The following is a 24,653-nucleotide window of genomic DNA, read 5'->3' as shown; positions in this document are numbered from 1 at the left end:
ACACTCGCTGTCATGCCCCGCGAAGGCGGGGCATCCAGTACGCCGCAGCCTCTCGATTCAATCACTACGGCCTCTGGAATACTGGATTCCCCGCCTTCGCGGGGAATGACACCGAAGATGTGGCACGACCGCACAACATCTCAGCACACGCACCCGTAGGATAACGGTCTCCACACGCTGTTATCACAACCGTCCCGAAATCCGAATAGCCGCATTCCGAAACGCCGATATCCGTCTTGCGTGAGCACGCTACAGTCGATTCGACTTCGAAAGACGGACGACTATGCACGGCATGATCAGCAGGCCGCCGGACGCGGCGACGAAAAACATCGCGACCTCGCGCGTGGTGTTGCTGCTGCTGGTCGTCATGACCGGGATCGCGCCGATCTCGCTCTATATCCTGGTTCCGGCGCTGCCCGTGCTGGCGACGACGTTCGGCCGCGACATCTCGATCGCGCAGATGACGGTGTCCCTGTACATGGTCGGCATCGCACTGTCGCAGCTCATCATGGGACCGCTGTCGGACAGGTTCGGCCGGCGTCCGGTGCTGCTTGGCGGCCTCGCGCTGATGGTCGCGGCGAGCATCGCCTGCATCTTCGCCGAAACCCTGCCGCAACTGATCGCAGCGCGCTTCTTCCAGGCGCTCGGCGGCGCCTCCGGCATGGTGGTGAGCCGCGCCATCATCCGCGATATCTACGAGCGCGACCGCGTCGCCTCCATGATCAGCCTCGTAATCGCAGCGCTCATGATCGGCCAGATGGTCTCACCGCTCACCGGCGGCCTGATCGAGACCGCATTCGGCTGGCGGGCCATTTTCTACGCCGTCACCTTCGCCGCGATCGCGGTCGCAATCGGCATCGCGATCGCGTTGCCCGAGACCCGCCGCGATCGCGCGGTCGGCAGCGGCGGCTTTCGCAGCGACGTCGGCACCCTGATCAAGAGCCGCGCCTTCATCGGCTACGTGATGTGCCAGGTGCTGGCGTCCCAGATTATCTTCACCTTCGCCGGCGGCGGCCCCTACATCGTGGTGACGCAGATGGGCCGGACCAGCGCCGAATATGGCGCCTGGTTCGCGACAACAGGTTTTGCATATCTCGTCGGCAATCTGCTCTGCGTGCGCTTCGCGCCGCGACACTCGCTGGAAAAGCTGATCTGGTTCGGGCTCGGCCTGCAACTCTGCGGCAGCCTGTTGAACCTGCTCTGGAGCTTCACCGGCTGGAACGAGGCTCCGAGCTGGCTATTCGGCACGCAGATGATCGTGATGGTCGGCAATGCCTTCGTGATGGCGAACTCCGCCGCCGGCGCCATCAGCATCCGCCCTGAAGCCGCCGGCACCGCATCAGGCGCGATGGGCTTCCTCCAGCAGGGCATCGGCGCGCTGATGTCGCAATTCGGCGCCTATCTCGGCGGCCACTCCGCCACCACGCTGCCGCTGACCTCCGCGGTGCTGGCGATCTCGCTGCTCTGCGCCTGCATGATGATCTTCGTCGTTCCTCGCCGCGAGGTGGTGGTGAGCGAGGAGTTGATCGAGCAGGCGGAAGAGGAAGAGACGGGGATGATGTGAGAGGGGCGATTGGCCTCGCACCAATCTCGGTGTCATTCCCCGCGATAGCGGGGAATCCAGTACACCGCGGCCCATCGGTTCTATCACAGCCGTCTCGGAGTACTGGATCGCCCGGTCAAGCCGGGCGACGACAGCGGAGTGAGTGGCACGAGCGCGCCCCTCTCACTCCCCGATCAGCGTCAGCCACTCGTCCTCGGTCAACACCTTGACGCCGTGCTTGTTGGCTTCCGCGAGCTTGGAGCCCGCACCGGGACCGGCGACGACGAGATCGGTCTTCTTCGACACCGAGCCTGACACCTTCGCCCCCAGACGCTCCGCGGTCGCCTTGGCTTCGTCGCGCGTCATCTTCTCCAGCGATCCCGTGAACACCACCGTCTTGCCGGCGACGGCGGAGTTGCTCTTCGGCTTCTCGGCGTCGATGATCTCGACTTCCTTGGTCAGCCGTTCGACGATGCCGCGATTGTGGCTCTCGCCGAAATAGTCGGCGATGCTCTTGATCACGGTGTCGCCGATCTGGTCCAGCGCGTCCATCTCGGCCATCGCCTCCTCGTCGCCCTTGGCGACCTTGAGGCAGGCGTCGTGGAAAGCGTCCCACGAGCCATAGCCGCGTGCGAGCGCCAGCGCCGTGGTCTCGCCGACATGACGCATCCCGAGCGCAAAGACGAAGCGCTCCAGCGCGATTCTGCGCCGGCTCTCGATGGCGCCGAACAGGTTGCGCACCGACGTTTCGCCGTAGCCCTCGATCTCCTCGAGCTTCAGCTTCGCGTTGCGCTTCTCCAGCGTGAAGATGTCGGCGGGCTCCTTCACCCATTCCTCGTCGAAGAAATACTGGAGCTGCTTCTCGCCAAGACCGTCGATGTCGAAGGCGCGCCGCGACACGAACAGTTTGAGGTGCTCGATCTTCTGATAGGGACAGGCGAACTCGCCGGTGCAGCGGGCGCGCGAGCCCTCTTCACCGGCCGCCGTTTCCTCGCGCGTGACGTCGGTGTGCAGCGGGCACGGGCACTTCGTCGGGAAATGGAATTCCTTGGCCGTCTTCGGCCGCTTGTCGAGGACGACGTCGACCACCTGCGGGATGACGTCGCCGGCACGCTGGATCACGACGGTGTCGCCGATCCTGATGTCGCGCCCCTCGCGCAGCACCTCACCCTTGTTGCCGATGCCCTTGATGTAGTCCTCGTTGTGCAGGGTGACGTTCTGCACGATCACGCCGCCGACGCCGACCGGTTCGAGCTTGCCGACCGGCGTGAACGAGCCGGTGCGGCCGACCTGGATCTCGATGTCGCGCAGCACCGTCACGGCGCGCTCGGCCGGGAATTTGTGCGCGATGCCCCAGCGCGGCGTGCGTGAGACGAAGCCGAGCCGTTCCTGCCAGTCGATGCGGTCGACCTTGTAGACGACGCCGTCGATGTCGTAATCGAGTTTTGCGCGCTGCTCCTCGATCGAATGATGGAACGCGAGCAGCTCCTCAACGGAATGACAGAGCCTGGTCAACGGATTGGTCTTGAAGCCGCAGCGCTCGAACCAGCCGATCATGCCGCTCTGCGTACCCTCCGGCATCGCGCTCATCTCGCCCCAGGCATAGGCGAAGAAGCCCAGGGGGCGCGAGGCGGTGATGGTCGGGTCCTTCTGCCGGAGCGAGCCTGCGGCCGAATTGCGCGGATTGGCGAACGGCGCCTCGCCGGCCTCGACCTGCTTCTTGTTGAGTGTCAGGAAGGCCCTCTTGGTCATGTAGACCTCGCCGCGCACCTCGCAGATGTCAGGGACGTTGCGGCCTTTCAGCTTCTGCGGCACGTCTTCGAGGGTGCGGATGTTGGCGGTGACGTCCTCGCCTTCGGCGCCATCACCGCGGGTCGCCGCGGTGACGAGCTCGCCGCCCTCGTAGCGCAGCGACATCGAGAGGCCGTCGATCTTCGGCTCGGCCGAGAAATCGACCTTGTCGTCGTCGAGCTTCAGGAAGCGCACGATGCGGCCGACGAAGTCGCGGACGTCCTCTTCGGCAAACGCGTTGTCGAGCGACAGCATCGGAACGGAATGCCGGACTTTCCTGAAGCGACCCGACGGTGCCGCGCCGACTTTCTGGGACGGCGACTCCGCGCTGACGAAATCCGGAAAGCGCTTTTCGATCGCGTTGAAGCGCTGGCGCAACTCGTCGTACTCGGCGTCGGTCACGGTGGGCGCGTCGTCTTGATAGTAGCGCCTGTCGTGCTCTTCGAGTTCGAGTGCGAGCCGCATGTGCTCGACCTTGGCCTGCGCCTTGGTGAGGTCGGCGACGTCGCGAAGCGGCCTTGCTTTGGATTTTGCTGCTCTTGCCATGGTGCTTGGATACGACGGAGCGGGCGGGAGGGTAAAGGCGGTTGGTCTCGTGCCCCGGACGCTGCGCAGCGCGGAGCCGTGCGCTGCAGAGCCGGGGCCTGTGTGGCGGCATTCCGTGTCCCGGCTCGCGCTACGCGCATCCGGGACACAAAGTCTAACTCGCCGCCTTGAGCAGCCGATCGGCGGCCGCCCTCGCCTCGGCCGTGATCTCGGCGCCGGCGAGCATGCGGGCGATCTCCTCGCGGCGGTGGTCGGCGGCCAGCGCATTGACGCGGGTGGCGACGCGCTTGCCCTTGTCGAGGGCGTCCTTGGAGATCAGCAGATGCTGGCCGGCACGGGCGGCGACCTGCGGGGCGTGGGTCACGGCCATCACCTGCACCTTGCCGGCAAGCCGCGCGAGCCGCCCACCGATGGCGTCCGCGACCGCACCGCCGACCCCGGTGTCGATTTCGTCGAACACCAGCGTCGGCGCCGAGCCACGGTCGGACAGCACGACCTTGAGCGCCAGCAGGAAGCGCGAGAGCTCGCCGCCGGAAGCGACCTTCATCATCGGACCCGGCTTGGTGCCGGGATTGGTCTGCACCCAGAACTCGACGCGGTCGAAACCCTGCGGGCCCGGCGCGGCCTCATCGGTCTCGACCTGCGTCATGAACTTGGCGCGTTCGAGCTTGAGCGGTGCGAGCTCGGCGTTGACCGCCTTGTTGAGCTTGTCCGCCGACTTCTGCCGCGCCATCGACAATTTCTTGGCGGCAGCGGCATAGCGCGCGTCGGCCTCGATCGCCGCCTGCTCCAGCTTCTTCAACCGCGAAGCACCGGCATCGATCAGGACGACATCGGCAGCGTATTTGGCGGCAAGCGCAGCGAGGCCATCGACCGGCGTCGAATATTTGCGCGAGGCGGCGCGTAGCGCGAACAGCCGCTCCTCGATGCGCTCGAGCTCACCCGGATCGAAGTCGGTCGCGGCGAGCGCGGCCAGGAGATGCTGGTCGGCTTCCTCCAGCGCGTTGATCGCGACGTCGATCGCCTTCACGGCGGGCTCGACCAGCGCCGGCGAGTTGACACCGCGCCGCTCCAGCCGGCGCACGGCGGCCGACAGGGAGGCGACCGGCGAATGATTGCCGCCGACGGCTTCCTGCGCCTCCCGCAAATCGGAGGCGATCTTCTCGCCCTGCATCATGGTGGTGCGGCGACCGGCGAGCGAGGTCTCCTCGCCTTCCTTGGGCGCGAGCTGCTTCAGCTCGTCAGAGGCGTGGCGCAGATAATCGGCCTCGCGCGCGGCGCGCTCCATGGCGGCGCGGTGCTCTTCCAGCGCGGCGCTGGCCGTACGGCGCGCGTCCCAGAGCGCTTCGACCGCGGTGACGTCCTTTTCGAGACCTGCGAAGGCGTCGAGCAGGCGACGGTGGGTGGCAGCATCGACCAGCGCACGCTCGTCATGCTGGCCGTGGATCTCGACCAGGGCGCCACCGACCGCCTTCAGCGTCTGCACGCTAATCGACTGGTCGTTGATGAAAGCGCGGGTGCGGCCGTCGGCGAGTTGCACCCGGCGGAGAATCATCTCGCCGGTATCATCCAGGCCGTTCTCGGCCAGAATCTTCGTCGCGGGGTGATTTTTGGGGATATCGAAGACGGCGGTGACCTGCCCCTGCTCCGCGCCATGGCGCACGAGCCCGGCGTCGCCGCGGCCGCCGAGCGCCAGTGCAAAGGCATCGAGCAGGATGGATTTGCCCGCACCGGTCTCACCGGTCAAAACCGCAAGTCCGGTGGCGAATTCGATATCGAGCCGCTCGATCAGGACGATGTCACGGATCGACAGACGCGCCAGCATGGAATCAAATTTCCTAGCCGAGACTATAGGCCTATCTTCTTGAAGGCCCTGCTCATCCAGGAACCCTGATTCTCGCTCGGCTCGAGACCCCCGGATTTTACAAGATTATAGGCGTCCTTGTACCAGCGGCTGTCAGGAAAATTGTGGCCAAGCACCGCGGCTGCGGTCTGCGCCTCGGCGACGATGCCGATCGTCATATAGGCCTCGGTGAGCCGGAACAGAGCCTCCTCGACATGGCGGGTGGTCTGGTACTGCGTGACGACGGCCTTGTAGCGGTTGATCGCCGCCGTGTAGTCGCGCTTCTGCATGTAATAGCGGCCGACATTCATTTCCTTGCCGGCGAGCTGGTCGCGCGCACCCTCGATCTTGGCCTTGGCCGAGGTCGCATATTCCGAGTTCGGATATTTGCGGTTCACCTCTTCCAGCGCGGCGATCGCCTTCTCGGTGCGGGCCTGGTCGCGGCTGATGTCCGGGATCTGGTCATAGTGGGAGGCGGCGATCAGGTACTGTGCATAGGCCGCGTCCGGGCTGCCGGGATGCAGCGTGACGTAGCGGGTCGCGGCGCCGATGCAGCCGTCATAGTCGCCGCCCTGGTAGGAGGCATAGGCCGACATCAGCAGCGATTTGCGGGCCCAGTCGGAATAAGGATGCTGGCGGTCGACCTCTTCGAACTTCTTGTTCGCCCCCTTCATGTCCTTCTTCTCGTTCATGAGGTACAGGCCCTCATTATAGATCTTGTCGGCGGGCTCCTCGGTGAAGGTGTCGTCCTTGGCGGTGAACTTGTCCCAGAGCGCGCCGGTGCCGCAGCCGGCCAGCGGCAGCGCGAGCACCACGAAGGTGGCGGCTTGAAGCAGCCCGCGAACTCCAGGCGAGACCGAGAGATATCCGCGCGTCATACGCTGTGCCGACATGAATTTAAGCCCTGACGCCCTGTGATGCGGTGTCCGCCAGCCCATGAACCCCGTCATGGGCGCGAAATGTAGCCGTGGCGCCTGCCATGCGACCACGCCGTGTAACCGAAAAACGATCTCGAACCAACCGGATAGGCAGGCATTTCGCCCGGATTAAGGCGAACGCGCCGCAATCCTAGCCGATCATCGTTACCAGGAGTTTCCCGGGGAAAGCTGCCGCCAAACGCAGGCGGCAACAGAACGCCAGTGGCGACAGGTCTCGTCAGGACACGTCCGGCCCGTAGGCCGCGGCGATCCGGCCGCCGACGATGCCGCGACCGACTTCGCCCACGGGACGCGTGGTGCGGCGGACGGCCTCGCCCTCGACCACCCGCCAGGCGGTACGGTCGGCGAGCAGCGCGGTCAGGACAGCGTGGTTGAGCTTGTGACCGCCACGCACCGAGCGGTAGGCGCCAAGCAGCGGCAGGCCGGCCAGCGCGAGGTCGCCGATCACGTCCAGCACCTTGTGGCGGGCGCATTCGTCGGCGTAGCGCAGGCCCTCGGTGTTGAGCAGCCGCTCGTCGTCGAACACGACGGTATTGTCGAAGGAGGCGCCGAGTGCGTAACCCGCGCTCCAGAGCCGGGCGACGTCGCACATCAGGCCGAAAGTCCGGGCGCGGCCGACTTCGCGGCGGAAGCGCTCCGGGCTCAGATCGAAGCCGTAGCTCTGCTGGCCGATGACGGGATTGGTGAAGTCGATCTCGATATCAACGCGGAACCCGTTGGCGTAGGGCCGGATCTCGCCGAAGGAGTCACCGACCTTGGCCGAGATCGGCTTCAAGACCTGAATGAAGCGGCGCTGTGCCGGCTGGCTGACGATGCCGGCCTGGTCGATCGCGGCAATGAAGGCCGCGGCGCTGCCGTCCATGATCGGCACTTCAGGGCCGTCGATCTCGATGGTGGCGTTGTCGACGCCCATGCCCCGCAGCGCGGCAAGCACATGCTCGGCGGTGGAAACCAACGGGCCGTCACGATCGCCGAGGACGGTGGCGAAGTCGGTCGCGATCACCTGGTCGGCGGTCGCCTGAATCTCACGGTCACTTCCCTCGAGGCCGGTGCGGACAAAAACAAACCCCGCATCGACGGGCGCAGGCCCCAGCGTGAGAGTGACGGGAAGCCCGGAATGAACGCCAACGCCGGCCACGGTGGCTTGCGCACGAAGCGTTGTTTGCCGGCTAAATTTCATCAGGAATCCGCCCCACTACGACCCACTGCGACTTATACTAGGCCCGCTTGGCCGGCCAGTGCCGACGGTTGCGAATCTCCGTATCCCCAAGTCACGGCAAACCATAGTCACAGCCTCAAACAGCGCCAACTCACGCTTTTTTACCGATTGTTACCCCAAACCTGCCGTATTCGCGCCAAGGCTTAACCAAATTGCGCCGGAGTTTGGGACCGTTATCGGCAGTTTTACTGAACCACCAAATGCGTAATTAATGATTTAAAATCAGTTGTTTGATCCCGCAATCCGGGCATGCACGGGACCAAAGGAAAGGTCCCGGCAAGCTTCCCGCCGGGACCTTTTTTCGTCGGCCTTATTGTAACAATCCTCAGGTCGCCTGACGCCTCAGGAAGGCCGGGATATCAAGATGGTCGTCACCCTGTGGCGCCGGCGCAACAGGCGCCGGGCGGCCATGCATGTCCAGGCCCTGAGGCGCAGGACGGCGGGCATACTCCGATACCGGCTCGCTCGCCGCGATCTGCTGCGCCACGCTCTTCTGGGGCCGGCGATCGGGCAGCGGCGGCATCGCGGGACCGGCGGTGCGGGCTGCGACCGGCGCCTCACTCTCCTCGTCGCGGCGGCCGAGGCCGACATTGGCGAGGCGCTGGAGCAACGACAGGCGGGTCTTCTGCGGGGTCTCTTCTTCAACCTCGCCGCGGGCCTGGCGAAGCTCGGCCTGGGCCGGCATCGGCAGTTCGTCGATACGCGGCATCCGCGGTGCACGGACCGGCCCACGCTCGGCCTGCGGCGGGATGAAGGTTTCCGGCGTCATCGGCTCCTGCATCGCGACCGGGGCCATGTCAGGCTCCGGAAACAGCGTCGGCTTCTGCGCGATCGGGCGTACCGTGACGTCGCCATAGGTCTGCATCGGCGCGGGCGCCTGCGGGACCTCGGCAACGGCAGCCGCGATGGCGGCAAGCGCGGCGCGCTCGACATTCTGACGCGGCGCGGTCGGGGCGGCGGCCGGGATCTGGGCTTCCAGCTTCTGGGCGCGCTCGGCCATGCGCTGATTGTCGGCGCGCAGACGCGCGGTCAGATCGGCGAGACGGCTCTCGGCAGCGGCGGCCGGAGCAGCGGGAGCCTGCTGCACCTGTTGAATCTGCTGCGGCGCCGCGTTCGCGACCGGGGCGCTGGTGGCCTGGGTGTTGCGGGCGATCGTTGCCTGCTCGATGCCGGTGGCGACGACCGAGACGCGGATCAGGCCGTCGAGCGCTTCGTCGAAGGTCGCGCCGACGATGATGTTGGCGTCCTGATCGACTTCCTCGCGGATGCGGGTCGCGGCTTCGTCAACCTCGAACAAGGTGAGGTCCTTGCCGCCGGTGATCGAGATGAGGAGGCCCTTGGCGCCCTTCATCGAGCTATCGTCGATCAGCGGGTTGGCGATCGCGGCTTCAGCGGCGGTCAGCGCGCGCTTGTCACCGGAAGCTTCGCCCGTACCCATCATCGCCTTGCCCATCTCGCGCATGACGGCGCGAACGTCGGCGAAGTCGAGGTTGATCAGACCTTCCTTGACCATCAGGTCGGTGATGCAGGCAACGCCGGAGTAAAGCACCTGGTCGGCCATCGCGAAGGCGTCGGCGAAGGTGGTCTTCTCGTTGGCGACCCGGAACAGGTTCTGGTTCGGGATGATCAGGAGCGTGTCGACGACCTTGTGCAGCTCGTTGATGCCGGCCTCGGCGGTGCGCATGCGGCGGCCGCCCTCGAAGTGGAACGGCTTGGTCACGACGCCGACGGTGAGGATGCCCATGTCGCGCGCGGTCTTGGCGATGACGGGTGCAGCGCCGGTGCCGGTGCCGCCGCCCATGCCGGCGGTGACGAACACCATGTTGGCGCCCGAGAGATGGTCGCGCAGTTCGTCGATCACCTCTTCCGCCGCCGCCGCGCCGACGTTCGGCTGCGAACCCGCGCCGAGGCCTTGCGTGACCGCGGTGCCCATCTGCACGATGCGCTGCGCCTTCGACATCGTCAGCGCCTGCGCGTCGGTGTTGGCGACCACGAAGTCGACGCCCTGGAGGCCCGCCGTGATCATGTTGTTGACGGCGTTGCCACCGGCGCCGCCGACGCCGAACACGGTGATCCGGGGCTTCAATTCGTGAATATCAGGAACATTGATGCTGATGGTCATGTTTGCCTCTCGATCACGCGCGCGTGGGTTCGCCCCGGCCGGCGGCCGCGGGAGTTGGTGAAATGCGAAGGTTGCGGAACCGGTTCATCAGAAGCCCTCGCGTAGCCATCGTCCGACCTTTCCAAAATAACCGCCCGTCCCTGTCTTGACCTGCTGCCGCGTATGCCGCGGTTCGACATGCTCGTGATGAACATATTGCGGGTAGACGAGGAGCCCGGCCGGCACCGCGAACGCGGCGTTCTTCGCCTCGTTGGGCAGCCGGCCGAAACCGAGCGGACGTCCGACCCGCACGGGCCGGCCGAGAATCTGTGTGCCGAGTTCGACGAGTCCGGTGAGCTGCGAGGCGCCGCCGGAGAGCACGACGCGGCCGTTGGGCTCTGAGGCGAAGGGCGAATCCTTCAGCTTGTCCCGAACCATTTCGAAGACTTCCTCGGCACGGTGCTTGACGATGTTGGCGATGGTCGCGCGGGAGACGATCTGCGGCAGATCCTGCTCGTCACCGGCTGTCGGTACAGACATCAGCTCACGCGAGTCCGATCCGCCGGTGATGACGGTCCCATATAACGTCTTGATTCGCTCGGCATCGGCAATGGTCGCGGAGAGTCCGCGCGCGAGATCCATCGTGATGTGTTGCCCGCCGACCGCAAAGCCCGCCGCATGCACGAAGCGGCCGCCGGAATAGACCGCGATGGTGGTGGTGCCCGCGCCCATCTCGACGACGGCGGCGCCGAGATCGGCTTCGTCGTCGGTCAGCACCGACAGGCCGGCCACATAGGGGCTCGCCGCCATGGCTTCGACATTGATGTGGCAGCGCTCCACCGCCAGCATCAGATTACGGGCAACGGTGGCCTCGCAGGTGACGACGTTCATGTCGACACCGAACTGATGGGCGACCATGCCGCGGGGATCGCGGATGCCCTTGACGCCGTCGAGCGTGTAGCCGACCGGCAGCGCGTGCAGCACGGTCCGGCCCTCGCCGGTGGCGTGGCGCATGCCGGTGGAGGTGACGCGGCTGACATCGGCCGGCGTCACGGCGCCACCGCGGATGTCGGCCGCGGCTTCGACCAGCTGGCCGGAGAGGCGCCCGCCCGAGACCGACAGCAGCACGGACTCGACCCGCACCTTGGCCATTTTCTCCGCCAGCCCGACGGCCTGGCGCACCGCCTGCTCACATTCGGCGAGATCGACCACTGCGCCGGCCTTCATGCCGCGCGACTGGATCTGGCTGTAACCGATCAGCTCCACCGCGTGGGTACGGTCGCGCAGGGCTTCGCTCGGCGCCGACGGCCTCAGCCGCGCAATCATGCAGGCGATCTTGCTGGTGCCGATATCGAGGCAGGCGACGATGCCGCCGCGCTTGTGCGGCATCGGGCGCGTCTTCGGGGTCTGGGTGCGATCAAGACCGGTCATGCGGCGTCCCCGGCCTTCTTTTTCTTCTTGTCCTTGAACAGGTCCTCGCGCGCCTTGGCGGCGTCGTCGGACAGCTGCACCACCAGGCGATCGGGCAGGCGCATGTCGACGGCGACGATGTCGCGGGAGAACAGCTTGTCCTCCTTGTCGAGCCTGGACAGCATCGCGAGGGCGTTGCCGACGTCCTGCTCGGGCAGACGGATGTCGAGGCCATCCTTGAGCCTCAGATTCCAGCGCCGCTCGCCGACATAGATCGCGGCCTTGGTCACCGAATTGATCTGCGGATAGCGCGCCAGCAGCGCCAGGAAATCGCGCGCCTGGGTGTCGGCGCCCTTGCCGACCACGAGCGGCAGCGACAGGAACCGGCGCGAGACGTAAGGCTCGAGCACCGCGCCGTCATCGGCGATGACGGAGAGCCGGCCGGCCTCCTGCCACAGCGCGAATGCCTGGCGCTCGGTGATGTCGATCATGAGCCGGCCCGGATAGAGCTTCAGCACGGTCGCATCCGCAATCCAGGGATTGGCCTTGAGCTTGTCGCGCACGACGTCGGCGTCGAGGAACAGCAGCGAGGAGCGGCCGCTGACCCCGCCGACCGCGAGGATCTCGTCCTGGCTGAGCTGCTTGCGGCCGTTGATCACGACGGAGGTGATGCGGAAGCCCGCGGAATTGGCCAGCGCGTTGCGGGTGTCGCTGACTGCGGCGATGAAATCCTGGAGGTGGCCGCCCCTGACAATGCCGAAGCCGCAGCTTCCGACCAGCAGCAGAACGGTCATGGTGATCCCGATCCGGCGCGGCGCATAGCGCTCGACCAGCGCGACCACGCGCGGCGGCGGCTCGCGCTCGACGACGGGCTTGGCCTTGGTCTTGGACCTGATCTTGTTCTGGGCGACAGCGCGCTTCTGGTCGCGCTTATCCTGTACCCACTCGCGCAGAAGCACGACCGCTCCGATAGCGGCCGCCTTCAGGTCAGCTTGGGGCCTCAGCGATCTCAGAAACGACCGAGTGAGGCTTCCTGCACCATCCATTGCACGAGCTCGTCAACAGTTAGCCCGCGACATCGCGCGGGTCCTGGCGAACATGACGTCTCGGACTTGCCGGGCCGGGTGCTGGTCTTCAGAAGAAGAAAACCTCTCCCCTTCAAAGCGTTCGCTGGAGGTGACATCACCCGCAACAGCCCACGCGCCGGCAGCCAAAGCGTCATATGCGCCGCCAGCGTTAACCTTCGGACGTCCTGGTAAACAAAAGGTAAACTTCGTTAACGCGGGATGCGTTTTGCCCAGGCATGTGAGGCATTTATGCCGCGATGTCCGGCATTTTACCGGTTTTGGGTTCCAAAACCGGCCATTTCGCCGGTTCGGCCGTTAACCAGTCCTAATTATTTTCTCACGCCCCGCCCGGCGAGCTCGACCAGGCCGCGCAGGAAGTCGACGAACTCGATGCCTTCGGCTTTCAGCGCCTTGGGGTAGAGCGAGGACTTGGTCAACCCGGGCAGCGTGTTGGTCTCGAGATAGATCAGGCCCCTGTCGGAGACGATGAAGTCCGAGCGGGAATAGCCGGTGCAGGACATCGCGCGATGCGCCAGCATCGCCTGCTCCTTCAGCGCGGCGGTGATCTCGGGCGCAAAACGGCCGGGGCAGATCTCCTGGGTCGACTTCAGGAGATATTTTGCGGCGTAGTCGAAATTGCCCTCGCCCGGAATGATCTCGATCGGCGGCAGCGACATGATCGAGCCGTCGGTGCGCTCCAGCACGCCGCAGGTTGCCTCGACGCCCGCGATGTAGGGCTCGATCACATAGTCTTCGTGCTTCGCCGCATTGCGGACGGCGACGAGATCCTGCCTGGCGTTGACGAAGATCAGGCCATAGCTCGAGCCGTCGCGCGCCGGCTTTGCGATCAGCCGGCCGTATTCGGTGAAGGCCTCGTCGATCTTGTCCAGCGCGACGTTGGCCGGCGGCGTCACGCCGCCGAGCGCGGCGAAATGCTTGGCCGCGATCTTGTCGAAGGCGAGATGCGAGGAGGCCGAGCCCGATCCGGTGAAAGGCACGCCGCGCGCCTCGCACATCACCTGCAATTCGCCGTTCTCCGCGCGTCCGCCATGCAGGCCGAGCACCAGCACGCGGCCGTCCGTCTTGGCCTGGTCGAGCGCCTGCCCCAGCGGAATGCCTGATGTGCCGGGCTTGAACTCGTCCTCGAACGGACGGGCGTGTTCGAGCAGTTGCTTCGACTGCACGACATGCACCTTGTCCTCGACGTCCCACCACCAGAGATCGGCCTCGGGCAGCGCCTGATGTAGCGCCTGGGCTGAGGCGACCGAAACCAGACGCTCCCGGTTGGAGCCGCCGAAGAGGATGGTGATGCGCATGTTCTCTCGTCGCTTGTCCAGGTTAGTCGGGAATTCCAATCCGCTTGATTTCCCAATGTAGCTCAATTCCGGAGTTTGCCTTCACGCGTTCGCGCACGGTCTCGCCCAGCGTCTCGATGTCGTGCGCGGTGGCATCGCCCGTGTTGATCAGGAAATTGCAGTGCATCTCCGAGACCTGCGCGCCGCCGACGCGCAGGCCGCGGCAGCCGGCGGCGTCGACCAGCTTCCAGGCGGAATGGCCGGGCGGGTTCTTGAAGGTCGAGCCGCCGGTCTTTTCGCGGATCGGCTGCGCGGTCTCGCGGTGGGTCTGCACCTCCGCCATGCGCGCGCGGATCGTATCAGTATCCCTGATCTCGCCGCGAAAGCGCGCGGAGGTGAAGATGATGGAGGGGTCGACGCCGCTGTTGCGGTAGACGAACTTCATGTCGGCGTTCGAGAACACGTGCTTGCTGCCGTCCCTCGCAACGCCGGTCGCCTCGATCAACACGTCCTTGGTCTCGCCGCCATTGGCGCCCGCATTCATGCGCAGCGCACCGCCGATGGTGCCGGGAATGCCGAAATAGAATTCGAGCCCGCCGATATTGGCGGAGGCCGCCACTTCCGCCACGCGCTTGTCGAGCGCGGCAGTTCCAGCGGTGACGACATCGCCGCTCGCGCTCGCCTCGCCAAAGGCGCGCGGCGCCAGCCGAATCACCACGCCCGCGATGCCACCGTCGCGCACGATCAGGTTGGAGCCGACGCCGACGACATAGACGGGAATGTCGGACGCAAGATGCGCGAGGAAGTAAGCGAGATCGTCCTCGTCCGCCGGCGTGAACAGCACCTGCGCGGGACCACCGACGCGAAACCAGGTGAGCTCGGCGAGCGACTGGTTGGCGAGCAGTCGTCCGCGAAGTTGCGGCATTGCGGCTTTGAGTTCGGGCGTGATGTCCGGGAAGCTCATGGTGCGCTGACCGACATGCGAGCTGGATTGAGATTGCGCCGTGTGACGTTGTCCGCCAGCGCCCGGGGCTTACCCCTCTCCCCAACCCTCCCCCGCAAGGGGGGAGGGAGCGCAGTGTGCCGTGTGGCGGTCTGTGAGACTCTCATGAGAGCGCCTACCCCAACGCCTTCAATTCGTTGGGCAGCGCATACGCCCATTGCGTAATGTTGCCGGCGCCAAGGCACACGACGAGATCGCCCGGCTTCGCCAGGCCCTTGACGATACCTGCGAGCTCCGGCGCTGCCGGCAGGCCGATCACCTCGCGGTGGCCATGGGCGCGCAGGCCGGCGACGAAATGGTCGCGGTCGATGCCGTCGATCGGCGTCTCGCCGGCGGCGTAGACGTCGGCGACGATCACCGCATCCGCATCGTTGAAGCAGGTGCAGAATTCCTCGAACAGCGATTGCAGGCGAGTGTAGCGATGCGGCTGCACCACGGCGACGATCTTGCCGTTGCTGGATTCCCGCGCCGCCTTCAGCACTGCCGCGATCTCGACGGGGTGATGACCGTAATCGTCGATCACCGTGACACCGTTCCACTCGCCGGTCTTGGTGAAGCGGCGCTTGACGCCGCCGAAGCCTGCGATCGCCTTGCGGATCGCCTCGTCCGACACGCCGAGCTCGCGCGCGACCGCAATCGCGGCCGTCGCGTTCGAGGCGTTGTGGCGTCCCGGCATCGGCAACATGAGATCGGCGATCTCGTGCACGGCGCCGGTCTTGCGATCGCGGAACGCGACCTTGAACTTCGAGCCACCCCCCATCGGAGTGAGGTCAAGCAACCGCACATCGGCCTGCGGATTCTCGCCGTAGGTGATGATGCGGCGATCCTCGATCTTGCCGACGAGGCTCTGCACGACGGGATGGTCGATGCACATCACGGCGAAGCCGTAGAACGGCAGGTTCTCGACGAAATGCCGGAACGCGTCCTGCACCGCCTCGAAGGTCTTGAAGTGATCGAGATGCTCGGGGTCGACATTGGTGACGATCGCAACATCGGTCGGCAACTTCAGGAACGTGCCATCGCTCTCGTCCGCTTCGACCACCATCCAGTCGCCGGCGCCGAGGCGCGCATTCGAGCCATAGGCATTGATGATGCCGCCATTGATCACGGTGGGATCGAGGCCGCCGGCATCGAGCAGCGTTGCGACCATCGTGGTCGTGGTGGTCTTGCCATGGGTGCCGGCAATCGCGACGCAGCTCTTCAGCCGCATCAGCTCGGCCAGCATCTCGGCGCGGCGCACCACGGGAATGCGCCGTTCGCGCGCCGCCATCAATTCCGGATTGTCGCGCTTGATCGCGGTGGACACGACGACGACCGCAGCGCCGTCGACATTCTCGGCCTTGTGGCCGACCGAGACCTTCGCGCCCGCCTTGCGCAGACGGTCGAGATTGTAATTGTCGGAGGCGTCCGAGCCCTGCACGACATAGCCGAGATTGACCAGCACCTCGGCGATGCCGCTCATGCCGATCCCGCCGATCCCGACGAAGTGGATGGGTCCGATCTCGCGCGGCAGTCTCATGCTCTGTTCCCTGACCTCGCCGCCGGAAAGGCGGCATCTGGCGAAGGTCACGGCCAAATCAGCCGCGCCGTTGTTACTGGATGCCCCGCTTTGGAAGGCCAAGACAAGGGCTTTTTCGCGTCAGATTCCCGCGACTTTGACCACCAGATCGGCCAACCGTTCGGCCGCATCGAGCCGCCCCGCCCTCTTCGCGGCTGCGGCCATGGAGGCAAGACGCGCGGGCTCGGCGGCGAAGGCGGAGATCTCGGCGGCGAGCCGGTCGGAGGTAAACTCGGTCTGCGGGATACGGATCGCGCCGTCGACCTTGGCCAGCACGCCGGCATTGGCGAACTGGTCCTGGTCGATCGAGCCGGGTAGCGGCACCAGGATCGAGGGCCGTCCGATCGCGGCGAGTTCGGCGACCGTGCCGGCGCCTGAACGCGACACCACCAGATAGTTGGAGGCGAGCCGCGCCGGCAGATCGGTGAAGAACGGCGCGAGCTCGGCATTGATCTTGAGCTTGTCGTAGACCGCGCGCACGCGCGCCATGTCTTCGTCGCGCACCTGCTGGGTCAGGACGAGCCGGCTCCATAGCGCAGGCTCAAGGCGCTCGATCGCACCGGGGACGACGTCGGCCATAATGCGCGCACCCTGGCTGCCGCCGACGACGAGCAGGCGCAGCGGTCCGTTCGCTTCAGGCGCGACATATGGCACGGCGGCTGCGGCGAGGATCGCCGGACGCATCGGCGTGCCCACGGTCGTGGTCTTGCCTGCCAGCGCCGGATCGCGGTCGAGCACGCCGGGCAACGACGTCGCGATGGCGCGGACGCGGCTCGCCAGGAACCGGTTGGCGCGGCCGAGCACCGCATTGGCGTCGTGGATGATGCTGGGCACGCCCGCAAACTTTGCAGCGACCAGCGGCGGCAGCGTCGGGTAGCCGCCGAAGCCGACGACGGCGACGGGCTTCAATCGCCTGATCAGGCCGTAGGCGGACAGCGTGCCGGCGGCGAGCGTGAGGCCGGCATAGGCGAGCTGCAATGGATTGCGGCCACGCGCGGTCTCGCTCGAGACGACGTCGATCATGTCCTTGCTGAACAGCCCGCTATAGCGCAGGGCACGCTCGTCCGTGACGAGGCGGACGCGAAAGCCGCGCCGGATCAGCTCGACGCCGAGCGCCTCGGCCGGAAACAAATGGCCGCCGGTGCCGCCCGCGGCGAGAAGAATCAGGGGGGAAGTGTCCATGGGTGCCCCTTTTACAAGCCCTCCGCCGTCATTGCGAGCGTAGCGACACCGTGCTCGCGCCCCCGGGCGCAGCGCAGCGCGCCGCCGAACCGGGGCCCATGGGCGCGGCATTCTGGGTCCCGGCTCTGCGCTCCGCTTCGCTACGCTTGTCCGGGACACGAGAGGGTCACGCGTAACTGCGCATCGCCTCGGCGTGGCCGCTTGCCTCGACTTCGGTGCGCGGGCGCAGCCGCGTCAGCGCCAGCATCATGCCGACACCATAGGCCAGCGACACGATCGAGGAGCCACCATAGGAGATGAAGGGCAGCGTCATGCCCTTGGCGGGGATGAGCTGGAGGTTGACCGACATGTTGATCGCGGCCTGCACGCCGAACAGGATCGCAAGGCCGGACGCCGCAAAGCGCGAGAACATGTCCTCATTGGCGTAGGCGCGCGACAGCGTGCGGATCACGACGAAAGCGAACAGCGCCAGCATCGCAAGGCACAGGATGATGCCGAACTCCTCGGCGGCAACCGCGAACACGAAGTCGGTGTGACTGTCCGGCAGGCTGCGCTTGGCGATGCCCTCGCCGGGCCCGAGCCCGAACCATCCGCCGTTGTAGAAGGCTTCCATGGCGGTATCGACCTGGAAGGTGTCGCCGGAAGCAGGATTCATGAAACGCTTGATGCGGCCGGCGACGTGCGGGACGAACAGATAAGCGCTGAACAGACCGGCCGCGGCGGCGCCCGCCAGGCCGAACACCCAGATCATGCGCATGCCCGCGATGAAGAACAGCGAGCCCCACACCATCAGGATCAGCATGGTCTGGCCGAAGTCGGGCTCCATCACCAGCAGCGAGACCAGCATCAAGAGCAGCACCAGCGCCATCGAGGTCGCCGGCATCTCCGGCCGCCTGGTCGATTCCGCGAACAGCCAGGCGGCGATGACGACGAACGACGGCTTTGCAACTTCGGAGGCCTGGATGTTGACGCCGAGCAGCGTGATCCAGCGCCGCGATCCCTTCACTTCGGGGCCGATCGCGAGCGTCAGCACGATCAGGATGATGCTGGCCGCGAAGATGATCAGGGCCGAGCGGCGGATCGCGCGCGGCGTCAGGAAGGACACCCCGAGCAGCACCAGGCAGGACGGCGCCAGGAACATCACGTGCCGGCTGAAGAAGTGGAAGGGATCGAGCCCGATGCGGGTCGCAACCGGCGGGCTCGCCGCCAGCGACAGGATCACGCCGGTGAGCATCAGCGCCAGGATGGCGCCCATCAGCGGCTTGTCGACGGTCCACCACCACTCGGAAAAGGGGGTGCGTTCTTCACGGGAGAGCATGGGCGGCCGCTTTCGGACAGAGGTCGGTCCATTGGTCGCCGAGGTTGGTTACCGGGGGGTTAAGGAGATCGATAACTTTGGAGATAGCGCACAACGCGACCACAAATGGTGGTCATGCCCCGGCTTGACCGGGGCATCCAGTACGCCGCGGCCCCTCGGCTCAAGCACGGCCTCTGGATACTGGGTCGCCCGGTCAAGCCGGGCGACGACAGCGGAGCAAGGAGTAGCCGCGCCCTACACCACCGGCTTCACACCCGGCAGCGCCTGTACCAGCTCGCGGAACTTGGTGCCGCGGATCTCGAAATTGCGGTACTGGTCGAAGGACGCGCAGGCGGGTGACAGCAGCACCACTGCATCCGCGAGGCCCGAGGCTTCGGCATCGCGCGCGGCGTGCTCGACGGCGATGTCCAGCGTCTGGCTGATCTCGTGCGCCACCTGCGTGCCCAGCGTTCCCGAAAACTCCTGCGCGGCCTCGCCGATCAGATAGGCCTTGCGGATGCGCGGGAAGAAGCCGGTCAGGCCAGTGATGCCGCCGGCCTTGGGCTTGCCGCCGGCGATCCAGAAGATTTCCGAAAAGGACGACAGCGCATGCGCGGTGGCATCCGCATTGGTGCCCTTGGAGTCGTTGACGAACAGCACGTTGCCGCGGCGGCCGACCTGCTCCATGCGATGCGCGAGGCCCGGAAAGCTGCGCAGGCCGTTCTGCAGCACATCGAGGCTGATGCCCATCGCGAGCGCGGCGGCGGCGGCGCAGGCCGCGTTCTGCGCGTTGTGCTGGCCGCGCAGCGAGCCGATGCCGCCGAGCTTTGCGACCTCGCTCCTCGCGCCGCCCGCGGTGCGCACGATGGTGCCGTGCTCGACATGGATTCCGGAGGCCAGCGGGTTCTTGACGGAGATCCGCACCACGTTCTTGCCGGCGCGGTCGAGCCGGTCGGCGATGTCGCGGCAGAAGCCATCGTCGACGCCGACGATCGCGGTGCCGCCTGCCTGCACGCCGGCGACAAGGCGCTCCTTCACCGCAGCGTAATGCGCGAGGGTGCCGTGACGGTCGATGTGGTCCTCGCTTACATTGAGCAGGATACCGACGGAGGGATCGAGCGAGGGCGTGAGGTCGATCTGGTAGGACGACATCTCGATGACGTGGACGCGGCCCGTGCGCGGCGGTTCCAGCGACAGGATCGCGGTGCCGATATTGCCGCCCATCTGGGTGTCGTAGCCGGCGACCTTTGTGAGATGCGCAATCAGCGCGGTCGTGGTCGACTTGCCGTTGGTGCCGGTGATCGCGACGAACGGCGCGTTGGGCGCGTGACGGCGACGCTCGCGGCAGAACAGCTCGATATCGCCGATCACCTCGACGCCCGCCTCGCGCGCCTTCAGCACGCTCCAGTGCGGCACGGGATGGGTGAGCGGCACGCCGGGCGCGAGCACCAGCGCCGCGAAATTCGCCCAGGAGACATTGCGCAAATCGGCGGTGATGAAACCCGCTTGCGCGGCCTTGGCGACGTTCTCGGCATTGTCGTCGGCGGCAATCACCTCGGCGCCGCCCGCTTTCAACGCGTGACAGGACGCAAGCCCCGAGCCGCCGAGGCCGAACACCGCGACCGTCTTGCCGGCGAAGGATGTGACCGGGATCATCGATCGATCACCGCAGCTTCAGCGTCGACAGACCGGCGAGCGCCAGCATCACCGAGATGATCCAGAAGCGGATCACGATCTGCGGTTCGGTCCAGCCGAGCTGCTCGAAATGGTGATGGATCGGCGCCATCCGGAAGATGCGTTTGCCGGTGAGCTTGAACGACACCACCTGCACGATGACGGAAACCGCTTCCAGCACGAACAGGCCGCCGATCACCGCGAGCACGATCTCGTGCTTCACCGCGACCGCGATTGCGCCGAGCATGCCGCCGAGCGCGAGCGAGCCGGTGTCGCCCATGAAGATCGAGGCCGGCGGCGCGTTGAACCAGAGGAACCCAAGACCGGCGCCCAGCAGCGCGCCGCAGAGCACCGCGAGTTCGCCGGTTCCCGCGACATATTTGATCTGGAGATAGTCGGCGAACACCGCGTTGCCGGCGAGATAGGCGATCATCGCAAAGCTCGCGGTCGCGATCATCACGGGCACGATGGCGAGGCCGTCGAGACCGTCGGTGAGGTTCACCGCATTGCCGGCGCCGACGATGACGAAGGCGCCGAACACGACGAAGAACCAGCCGAAATGCAGCACGGTGTCCTTGAGGAAGGGAATCGTCAGCGCGGTCGACGCGGGATCGCGGTTCAATCGCACCAGCGCATAGCAGGCGACCAGCGCGATGGCGGCCTCGATCAGCAGGCGCAGCTTGCTGCCGAAGCCCGTCGTGGTCTGCTTGGTCACCTTGAGGTAATCGTCATAGAAGCCGACGAAGCCGAAGCCGAGCGTCACCGCCAGCACGATCCAGACATAGGGGTTGAGCGGATTGGCCCACAGCACGGTGCCGACCGTGAGACCGGACAGGATCATCAGCCCGCCCATGGTGGGCGTGCCTTTCTTGGCGAGATGCGATTGCGGGCCGTCGGTCCGGATCGGCTGGCCCTTGCCCTGACGGATGCGCAGATGGTCGATGATCCAGGGCCCGAACAGGAACACGAACAGCGCGCCGGTGACGACGGCGCCGCCGGTGCGGAAGGTGATGTAGCGGAAGACGTTCAGGAAGGTGCGAACGGCACCGAAGCCGGGAAATGTGTTGGAGAGCTCGATCAGCCAGTAAAACATTCAGACGGTCCTATGGCGCCTTTGCACGCGGCCCTGGTGTTGGCCTTGACTTGCCTCACGCGCATTCGCGGGTCTTCTTCATGGGGTCGGGCGACCTCTGGGAAAACGGACGGCTTCGCGCCGCAAAAGGTGGGATTCGGGAACAGCGCCTTCCAAGCAGTTTACGCCTTTGCCTGCAAGGCGGCCACTAGGCCCGGCACAAACTTGTTGACCCAGAACATCTTCTTGCTGCCCTTGACAACCACGACATCGCCTGCCCTCAGCAGATTTGCGACCTCACCCGGCTTCAGCGTGGCGGGGTCGTCGTGCCAGCCAAGGCCCTTGCCCGCCGGCAACACGTCGTACAGATGGCGCATCAAGGGACCCACGCAGTAGACGCCGTCGATGCCGTCGAGATGCTTGGCGAGGGCCGTGTGGTAGTTTGGTGCGTCATCGCCCAGTTCCAGCATGTCGCCGAGCACCGCAATGCGACGGCCGCCGGTCACGTTGCGCGCCTGGAGGCTTTGCAGTGCAGCAGCCACGCTGGCCGGATTGCCGTTGAAACTGTCGTCGATCACGGTGACGCCGCCGATCGCCTGCTCGACGCCGCGGCCGGTCATGATGCCGACCCGGTCGAGCTTGATCGCGAGCGTCGCCGCATCGAGGTTCGCGGCGCGGATCGAGGCGAGCGCAGCGAGCGCGTTCTGCACGCGGTGCGGTGCGCCCGGCGTCAGGCTGAAGGCGATCTCCTTCTTGCCGAGCGCGGCCACGACCTGCCAGCTCTCGCCATGCGGCGCGTGCGCGACCTCGTGCACCTCGGCTTTCTCGCCGAACCGTACCACCTTGCCCTTCCAGTCCGGCGCCTTGATCCCGGCAGGCAGCACCAGCACGCCATCCTCGGGCAGGCCGAGCGCGATCGAGACCTTCTCGCGCCTGATGGCTTCGAGCGAGCCGAGCTTTTCCAGATGCACCGGCTGAACGTTGACGACGAGCGCGACGGTCGGCCGCGTCAGCTCGCTGAGCCGCGCGATCTCGCCGGTCTGGTTCATGCCCATCTCGACGACCCAGAGGCTGGCATCGGGCCTGGCGTTGCACAGCGTCAGCGGCACGCCCCAGAAATTGTTGAAGCTCGATGGGCTGGCATAGGCGCCGGGGTAGGCCGCGAGGAATTCCTTGGTGCTGGTCTTGCCCGCGCTGCCGGTGAGCCCGATCACCGGTCCGTTGAAACGCGCGCGTGCCGCGCGCGCGAGGCCCCAGAGACCGTCGATCAGCGTGTCCTTGACGACGATCTGGGGAATGCGGATGCTGGCGATCTCGTGCGGCACGATCATCGCGACCGCGCCCGAAGCTTCCGCCTTGTCGGCGAACTCCCAGCCGTCGCGCGCGCTGGCGAAGGCCGAGATGAAGCCGCCGCTCGGCGTACCGCTGAGCGCGACGAACAGGCAGCCCGGCTTCACCAGGCGGCTGTCCTGGGTGACGAACTCGATCGGCGTGTCCGGAAATGATCCCGCAGCGCCCAGCGCACGCGCCACTTCGGCAACCGTCCATATTGGCGCGCTCATGCATCCCTCGACGCTAATGCGGCGGCGACCGCCTCGTGATCACTGAAGGGCAGCACCTCGCCGCCGACGATCTGCCCGGTCTCGTGGCCCTTGCCGGCGACGAGCAGCGCGTCGCCGTCTTCCAACTCCTCGATCGCGGTGCGGATCGCCGCGGCACGGTCGCCGATTTCGCGGGCACCTTTTGCAGTCGCGAGGATTTCTGCGCGAATGGCTTCCGGCTTCTCGCTGCGCGGATTGTCGTCGGTGATGATGACGCGGTCGGCGTTTTCGGCCGCGATCTCGCCCATGATCGGGCGCTTGCCGGCATCGCGGTCGCCGCCGGCGCCGAACACGACGACCAGCCGGCGTTTTGCGTAAGGCCGCAAAGCCTGCAACGCCTTCTCCAACGCGTCGGGCTTGTGGGCGTAGTCGACGAAGATCGGCGCACCGTTGCGCTCGCCGACGCGCTCGAGCCGACCCTTGGCGCCTTCGAGATGTTCGAGGCTCGCAAACACGTTGGCCGGATCGCTGCCGGTACCGATCGCCAGACCGGCCGACACCAGTGCGTTCTCGATCTGGAATTCGCCGGCCAGCGGCAGCCGGACCGCATAACGCTTGCCGCGATGTTCGACGGCAAGGACTTGCGAAAAACCTTCGACCTCGGCCCCGGCGAGACGAATGCCCTCGCCTGCCCCGTCGCCGTTGCGGCCGACCGCCATCACGCGCAGGCCGTGCGACCTGGCAGCATTGATTGCCTCCGCCGAGCAATCATGATCGGCGGAGATCACCGCCGCCCCATCCGCCGGGACCAGTTCGCGGAACAGGCGGAGTTTTGCTGCAAGATAATGCGCGACGGTTGGATGGTAATCCATGTGGTCGCGCGAGAGATTGGTGAAGCCGCCGGCGGAGACACGCACGCCGTCGAGGCGGTACTGGTCGAGCCCGTGCGAGGACGCCTCGAAGGCGAGATGCGTCACGCCTTCGCGCGCGATCTCATCGAGCTGCCGGTGCAGCGCGATCGGATCCGGCGTCGTCAGCGAACCGTAGACGGTGCGCTTGGGCGAGACGAGACCGATGGTGCCGATGCTGGCGGAGGCATGCCCCAGCCGCTCCCAGATCTGGCGCGTGAACGCGGCGACCGAGGTCTTGCCGCTGGTGCCGGTCACCGCCGCGATGGTCGCCGGCTGTGCGGGGAAGAATTTGGCCGCGGCCAGCGCCAGCGCGCGGCGCGGATTGGCCACCGTGACGAACGGCACCTTGCTGCCATCAGGTGCATGGTCGCCGACGATCGCCACCGCGCCTGCTGCAATCGCGGCATCGACGAAGCGCGCGCCGTCGGTCTTGCTGCCCGCGAGGGCGAAGAAGAGATCGCCGGGCTTGACCACACGGCTGTCGAGCGCAACGCCGGTCACATCGAGCGCCGCGACAGCGGGCTCGATTGCGGCATCATTGCCTGGAACGTCCTGACCTAGGAGGTCGCGCAGCTTCATGGTCTTCCAGTCGACATGCCGTCCGGAAAGCCGGATCTTCGGAAAAGCCCCGACTCAGCAGCGGCGACGGCCCACCCCCGTTG

17 protein-coding genes are annotated in these 24,653 nt (G+C 66.2%); 1 reads left to right on the top strand and 16 read right to left on the bottom strand.

Annotated elements, in window-relative coordinates; translation table 11 throughout:
• The first annotated feature begins 283 nt into the window (after positions 1–283).
• Positions 284–1,564, top strand: coding sequence for a multidrug effflux MFS transporter (locus tag AB7Z56_RS09310; protein ID WP_063981548.1), 1,281 nt, complete (start codon positions 284–286; stop codon positions 1,562–1,564).
• Positions 1,565–1,726: 162 nt separating this feature from the next.
• On the opposite strand, the gene ligA is transcribed toward AB7Z56_RS09310, so the two are convergent.
• The 16 genes from ligA to AB7Z56_RS09230 form a co-directional block, all read right to left on the bottom strand.
• Positions 1,727–3,880: an NAD-dependent DNA ligase LigA gene (gene ligA / locus AB7Z56_RS09305; protein ID WP_063981547.1), complete on the bottom strand. Its 2,154-nt coding sequence runs from the start codon at positions 3,878–3,880 to the stop codon at positions 1,727–1,729.
• A 154-nt stretch (positions 3,881–4,034) separates the two neighbouring features.
• Positions 4,035–5,705, bottom strand: a complete 1,671-nt coding sequence (recN, locus tag AB7Z56_RS09300; RefSeq protein ID WP_063981546.1) for a DNA repair protein RecN — start codon at positions 5,703–5,705, stop codon at positions 4,035–4,037.
• Between the two features lie 23 nt (positions 5,706–5,728).
• Positions 5,729–6,616, bottom strand: coding sequence for an outer membrane protein assembly factor BamD (locus tag AB7Z56_RS09295; protein WP_028147628.1), 888 nt, complete (start codon positions 6,614–6,616; stop codon positions 5,729–5,731).
• 262 nt (positions 6,617–6,878) lie between these two features.
• On the bottom strand, positions 6,879–7,841 hold the full coding sequence (gene lpxC, locus AB7Z56_RS09290; protein ID WP_063981545.1) for a UDP-3-O-acyl-N-acetylglucosamine deacetylase: 963 nt from the start codon (positions 7,839–7,841) through the stop codon (positions 6,879–6,881).
• 364 nt (positions 7,842–8,205) lie between these two features.
• Positions 8,206–10,002: a cell division protein FtsZ gene (gene ftsZ / locus AB7Z56_RS09285; protein WP_063981544.1), complete on the bottom strand. Its 1,797-nt coding sequence runs from the start codon at positions 10,000–10,002 to the stop codon at positions 8,206–8,208.
• Positions 10,003–10,089: 87 nt separating this feature from the next.
• Positions 10,090–11,412 carry a cell division protein FtsA gene (ftsA, locus tag AB7Z56_RS09280; protein ID WP_063981543.1) on the bottom strand — a complete coding sequence of 441 codons (1,323 nt, stop codon included), beginning with the start codon at positions 11,410–11,412 and terminating at the stop codon, positions 10,090–10,092.
• Complete coding sequence (locus AB7Z56_RS09275; RefSeq protein ID WP_063981542.1) at positions 11,409–12,437, bottom strand: cell division protein FtsQ/DivIB; 1,029 nt, start codon at positions 12,435–12,437, stop codon at positions 11,409–11,411. The genes ftsA and AB7Z56_RS09275 overlap by 4 nt, the downstream gene beginning before the upstream one ends.
• A 350-nt stretch (positions 12,438–12,787) precedes the next feature.
• Positions 12,788–13,774 (bottom strand): D-alanine--D-alanine ligase family protein, encoded by a 987-nt coding sequence (locus tag AB7Z56_RS09270; protein ID WP_063981541.1) that lies wholly within the window; start codon positions 13,772–13,774, stop codon positions 12,788–12,790.
• A 22-nt stretch (positions 13,775–13,796) separates the two neighbouring features.
• Positions 13,797–14,717, bottom strand: a complete 921-nt coding sequence (gene murB / locus AB7Z56_RS09265; protein WP_063981540.1) for a UDP-N-acetylmuramate dehydrogenase — start codon at positions 14,715–14,717, stop codon at positions 13,797–13,799.
• A gap of 154 nt (positions 14,718–14,871) precedes the next feature.
• Positions 14,872–16,275: a UDP-N-acetylmuramate--L-alanine ligase gene (gene murC, locus AB7Z56_RS09260; protein ID WP_063986144.1), complete on the bottom strand. Its 1,404-nt coding sequence runs from the start codon at positions 16,273–16,275 to the stop codon at positions 14,872–14,874.
• 120 nt (positions 16,276–16,395) lie between these two features.
• The gene (gene murG / locus AB7Z56_RS09255; RefSeq protein ID WP_063981539.1) at positions 16,396–17,496 is read right to left on the bottom strand and encodes an undecaprenyldiphospho-muramoylpentapeptide beta-N-acetylglucosaminyltransferase; all 1,101 of its coding nucleotides are present in this window, start codon (positions 17,494–17,496) and stop codon (positions 16,396–16,398) included.
• Between the two features lie 166 nt (positions 17,497–17,662).
• Complete coding sequence (gene ftsW, locus AB7Z56_RS09250) at positions 17,663–18,814, bottom strand: putative lipid II flippase FtsW (protein WP_063981538.1); 1,152 nt, start codon at positions 18,812–18,814, stop codon at positions 17,663–17,665.
• Between the two features lie 234 nt (positions 18,815–19,048).
• Positions 19,049–20,449, bottom strand: a complete 1,401-nt coding sequence (gene murD / locus AB7Z56_RS09245) for a UDP-N-acetylmuramoyl-L-alanine--D-glutamate ligase (RefSeq protein WP_063981537.1) — start codon at positions 20,447–20,449, stop codon at positions 19,049–19,051.
• 7 nt (positions 20,450–20,456) lie between these two features.
• Positions 20,457–21,560 (bottom strand): phospho-N-acetylmuramoyl-pentapeptide-transferase, encoded by a 1,104-nt coding sequence (gene mraY / locus AB7Z56_RS09240; RefSeq protein ID WP_014492955.1) that lies wholly within the window; start codon positions 21,558–21,560, stop codon positions 20,457–20,459.
• A gap of 161 nt (positions 21,561–21,721) precedes the next feature.
• Positions 21,722–23,101 carry a UDP-N-acetylmuramoyl-tripeptide--D-alanyl-D-alanine ligase gene (locus AB7Z56_RS09235; protein WP_063981536.1) on the bottom strand — a complete coding sequence of 460 codons (1,380 nt, stop codon included), beginning with the start codon at positions 23,099–23,101 and terminating at the stop codon, positions 21,722–21,724.
• Positions 23,098–24,570 carry a UDP-N-acetylmuramoyl-L-alanyl-D-glutamate--2,6-diaminopimelate ligase gene (locus AB7Z56_RS09230; RefSeq protein ID WP_063981535.1) on the bottom strand — a complete coding sequence of 491 codons (1,473 nt, stop codon included), beginning with the start codon at positions 24,568–24,570 and terminating at the stop codon, positions 23,098–23,100. Before AB7Z56_RS09230 ends, AB7Z56_RS09235 begins: the two co-directional genes overlap by 4 nt.
• Between the last annotated feature and the right edge of the window lie 83 nt (positions 24,571–24,653).

Source organism: Bradyrhizobium sp. 482_C4_N1_8 (assembly GCF_052075965.1).
Classification (GTDB): Bacteria; Pseudomonadota; Alphaproteobacteria; order Rhizobiales; family Xanthobacteraceae; genus Bradyrhizobium; species Bradyrhizobium barranii.
The sequence above is the reverse complement of the archived record's forward strand: the minus strand, read 5'-3'. Positions and strand labels throughout refer to the sequence as shown.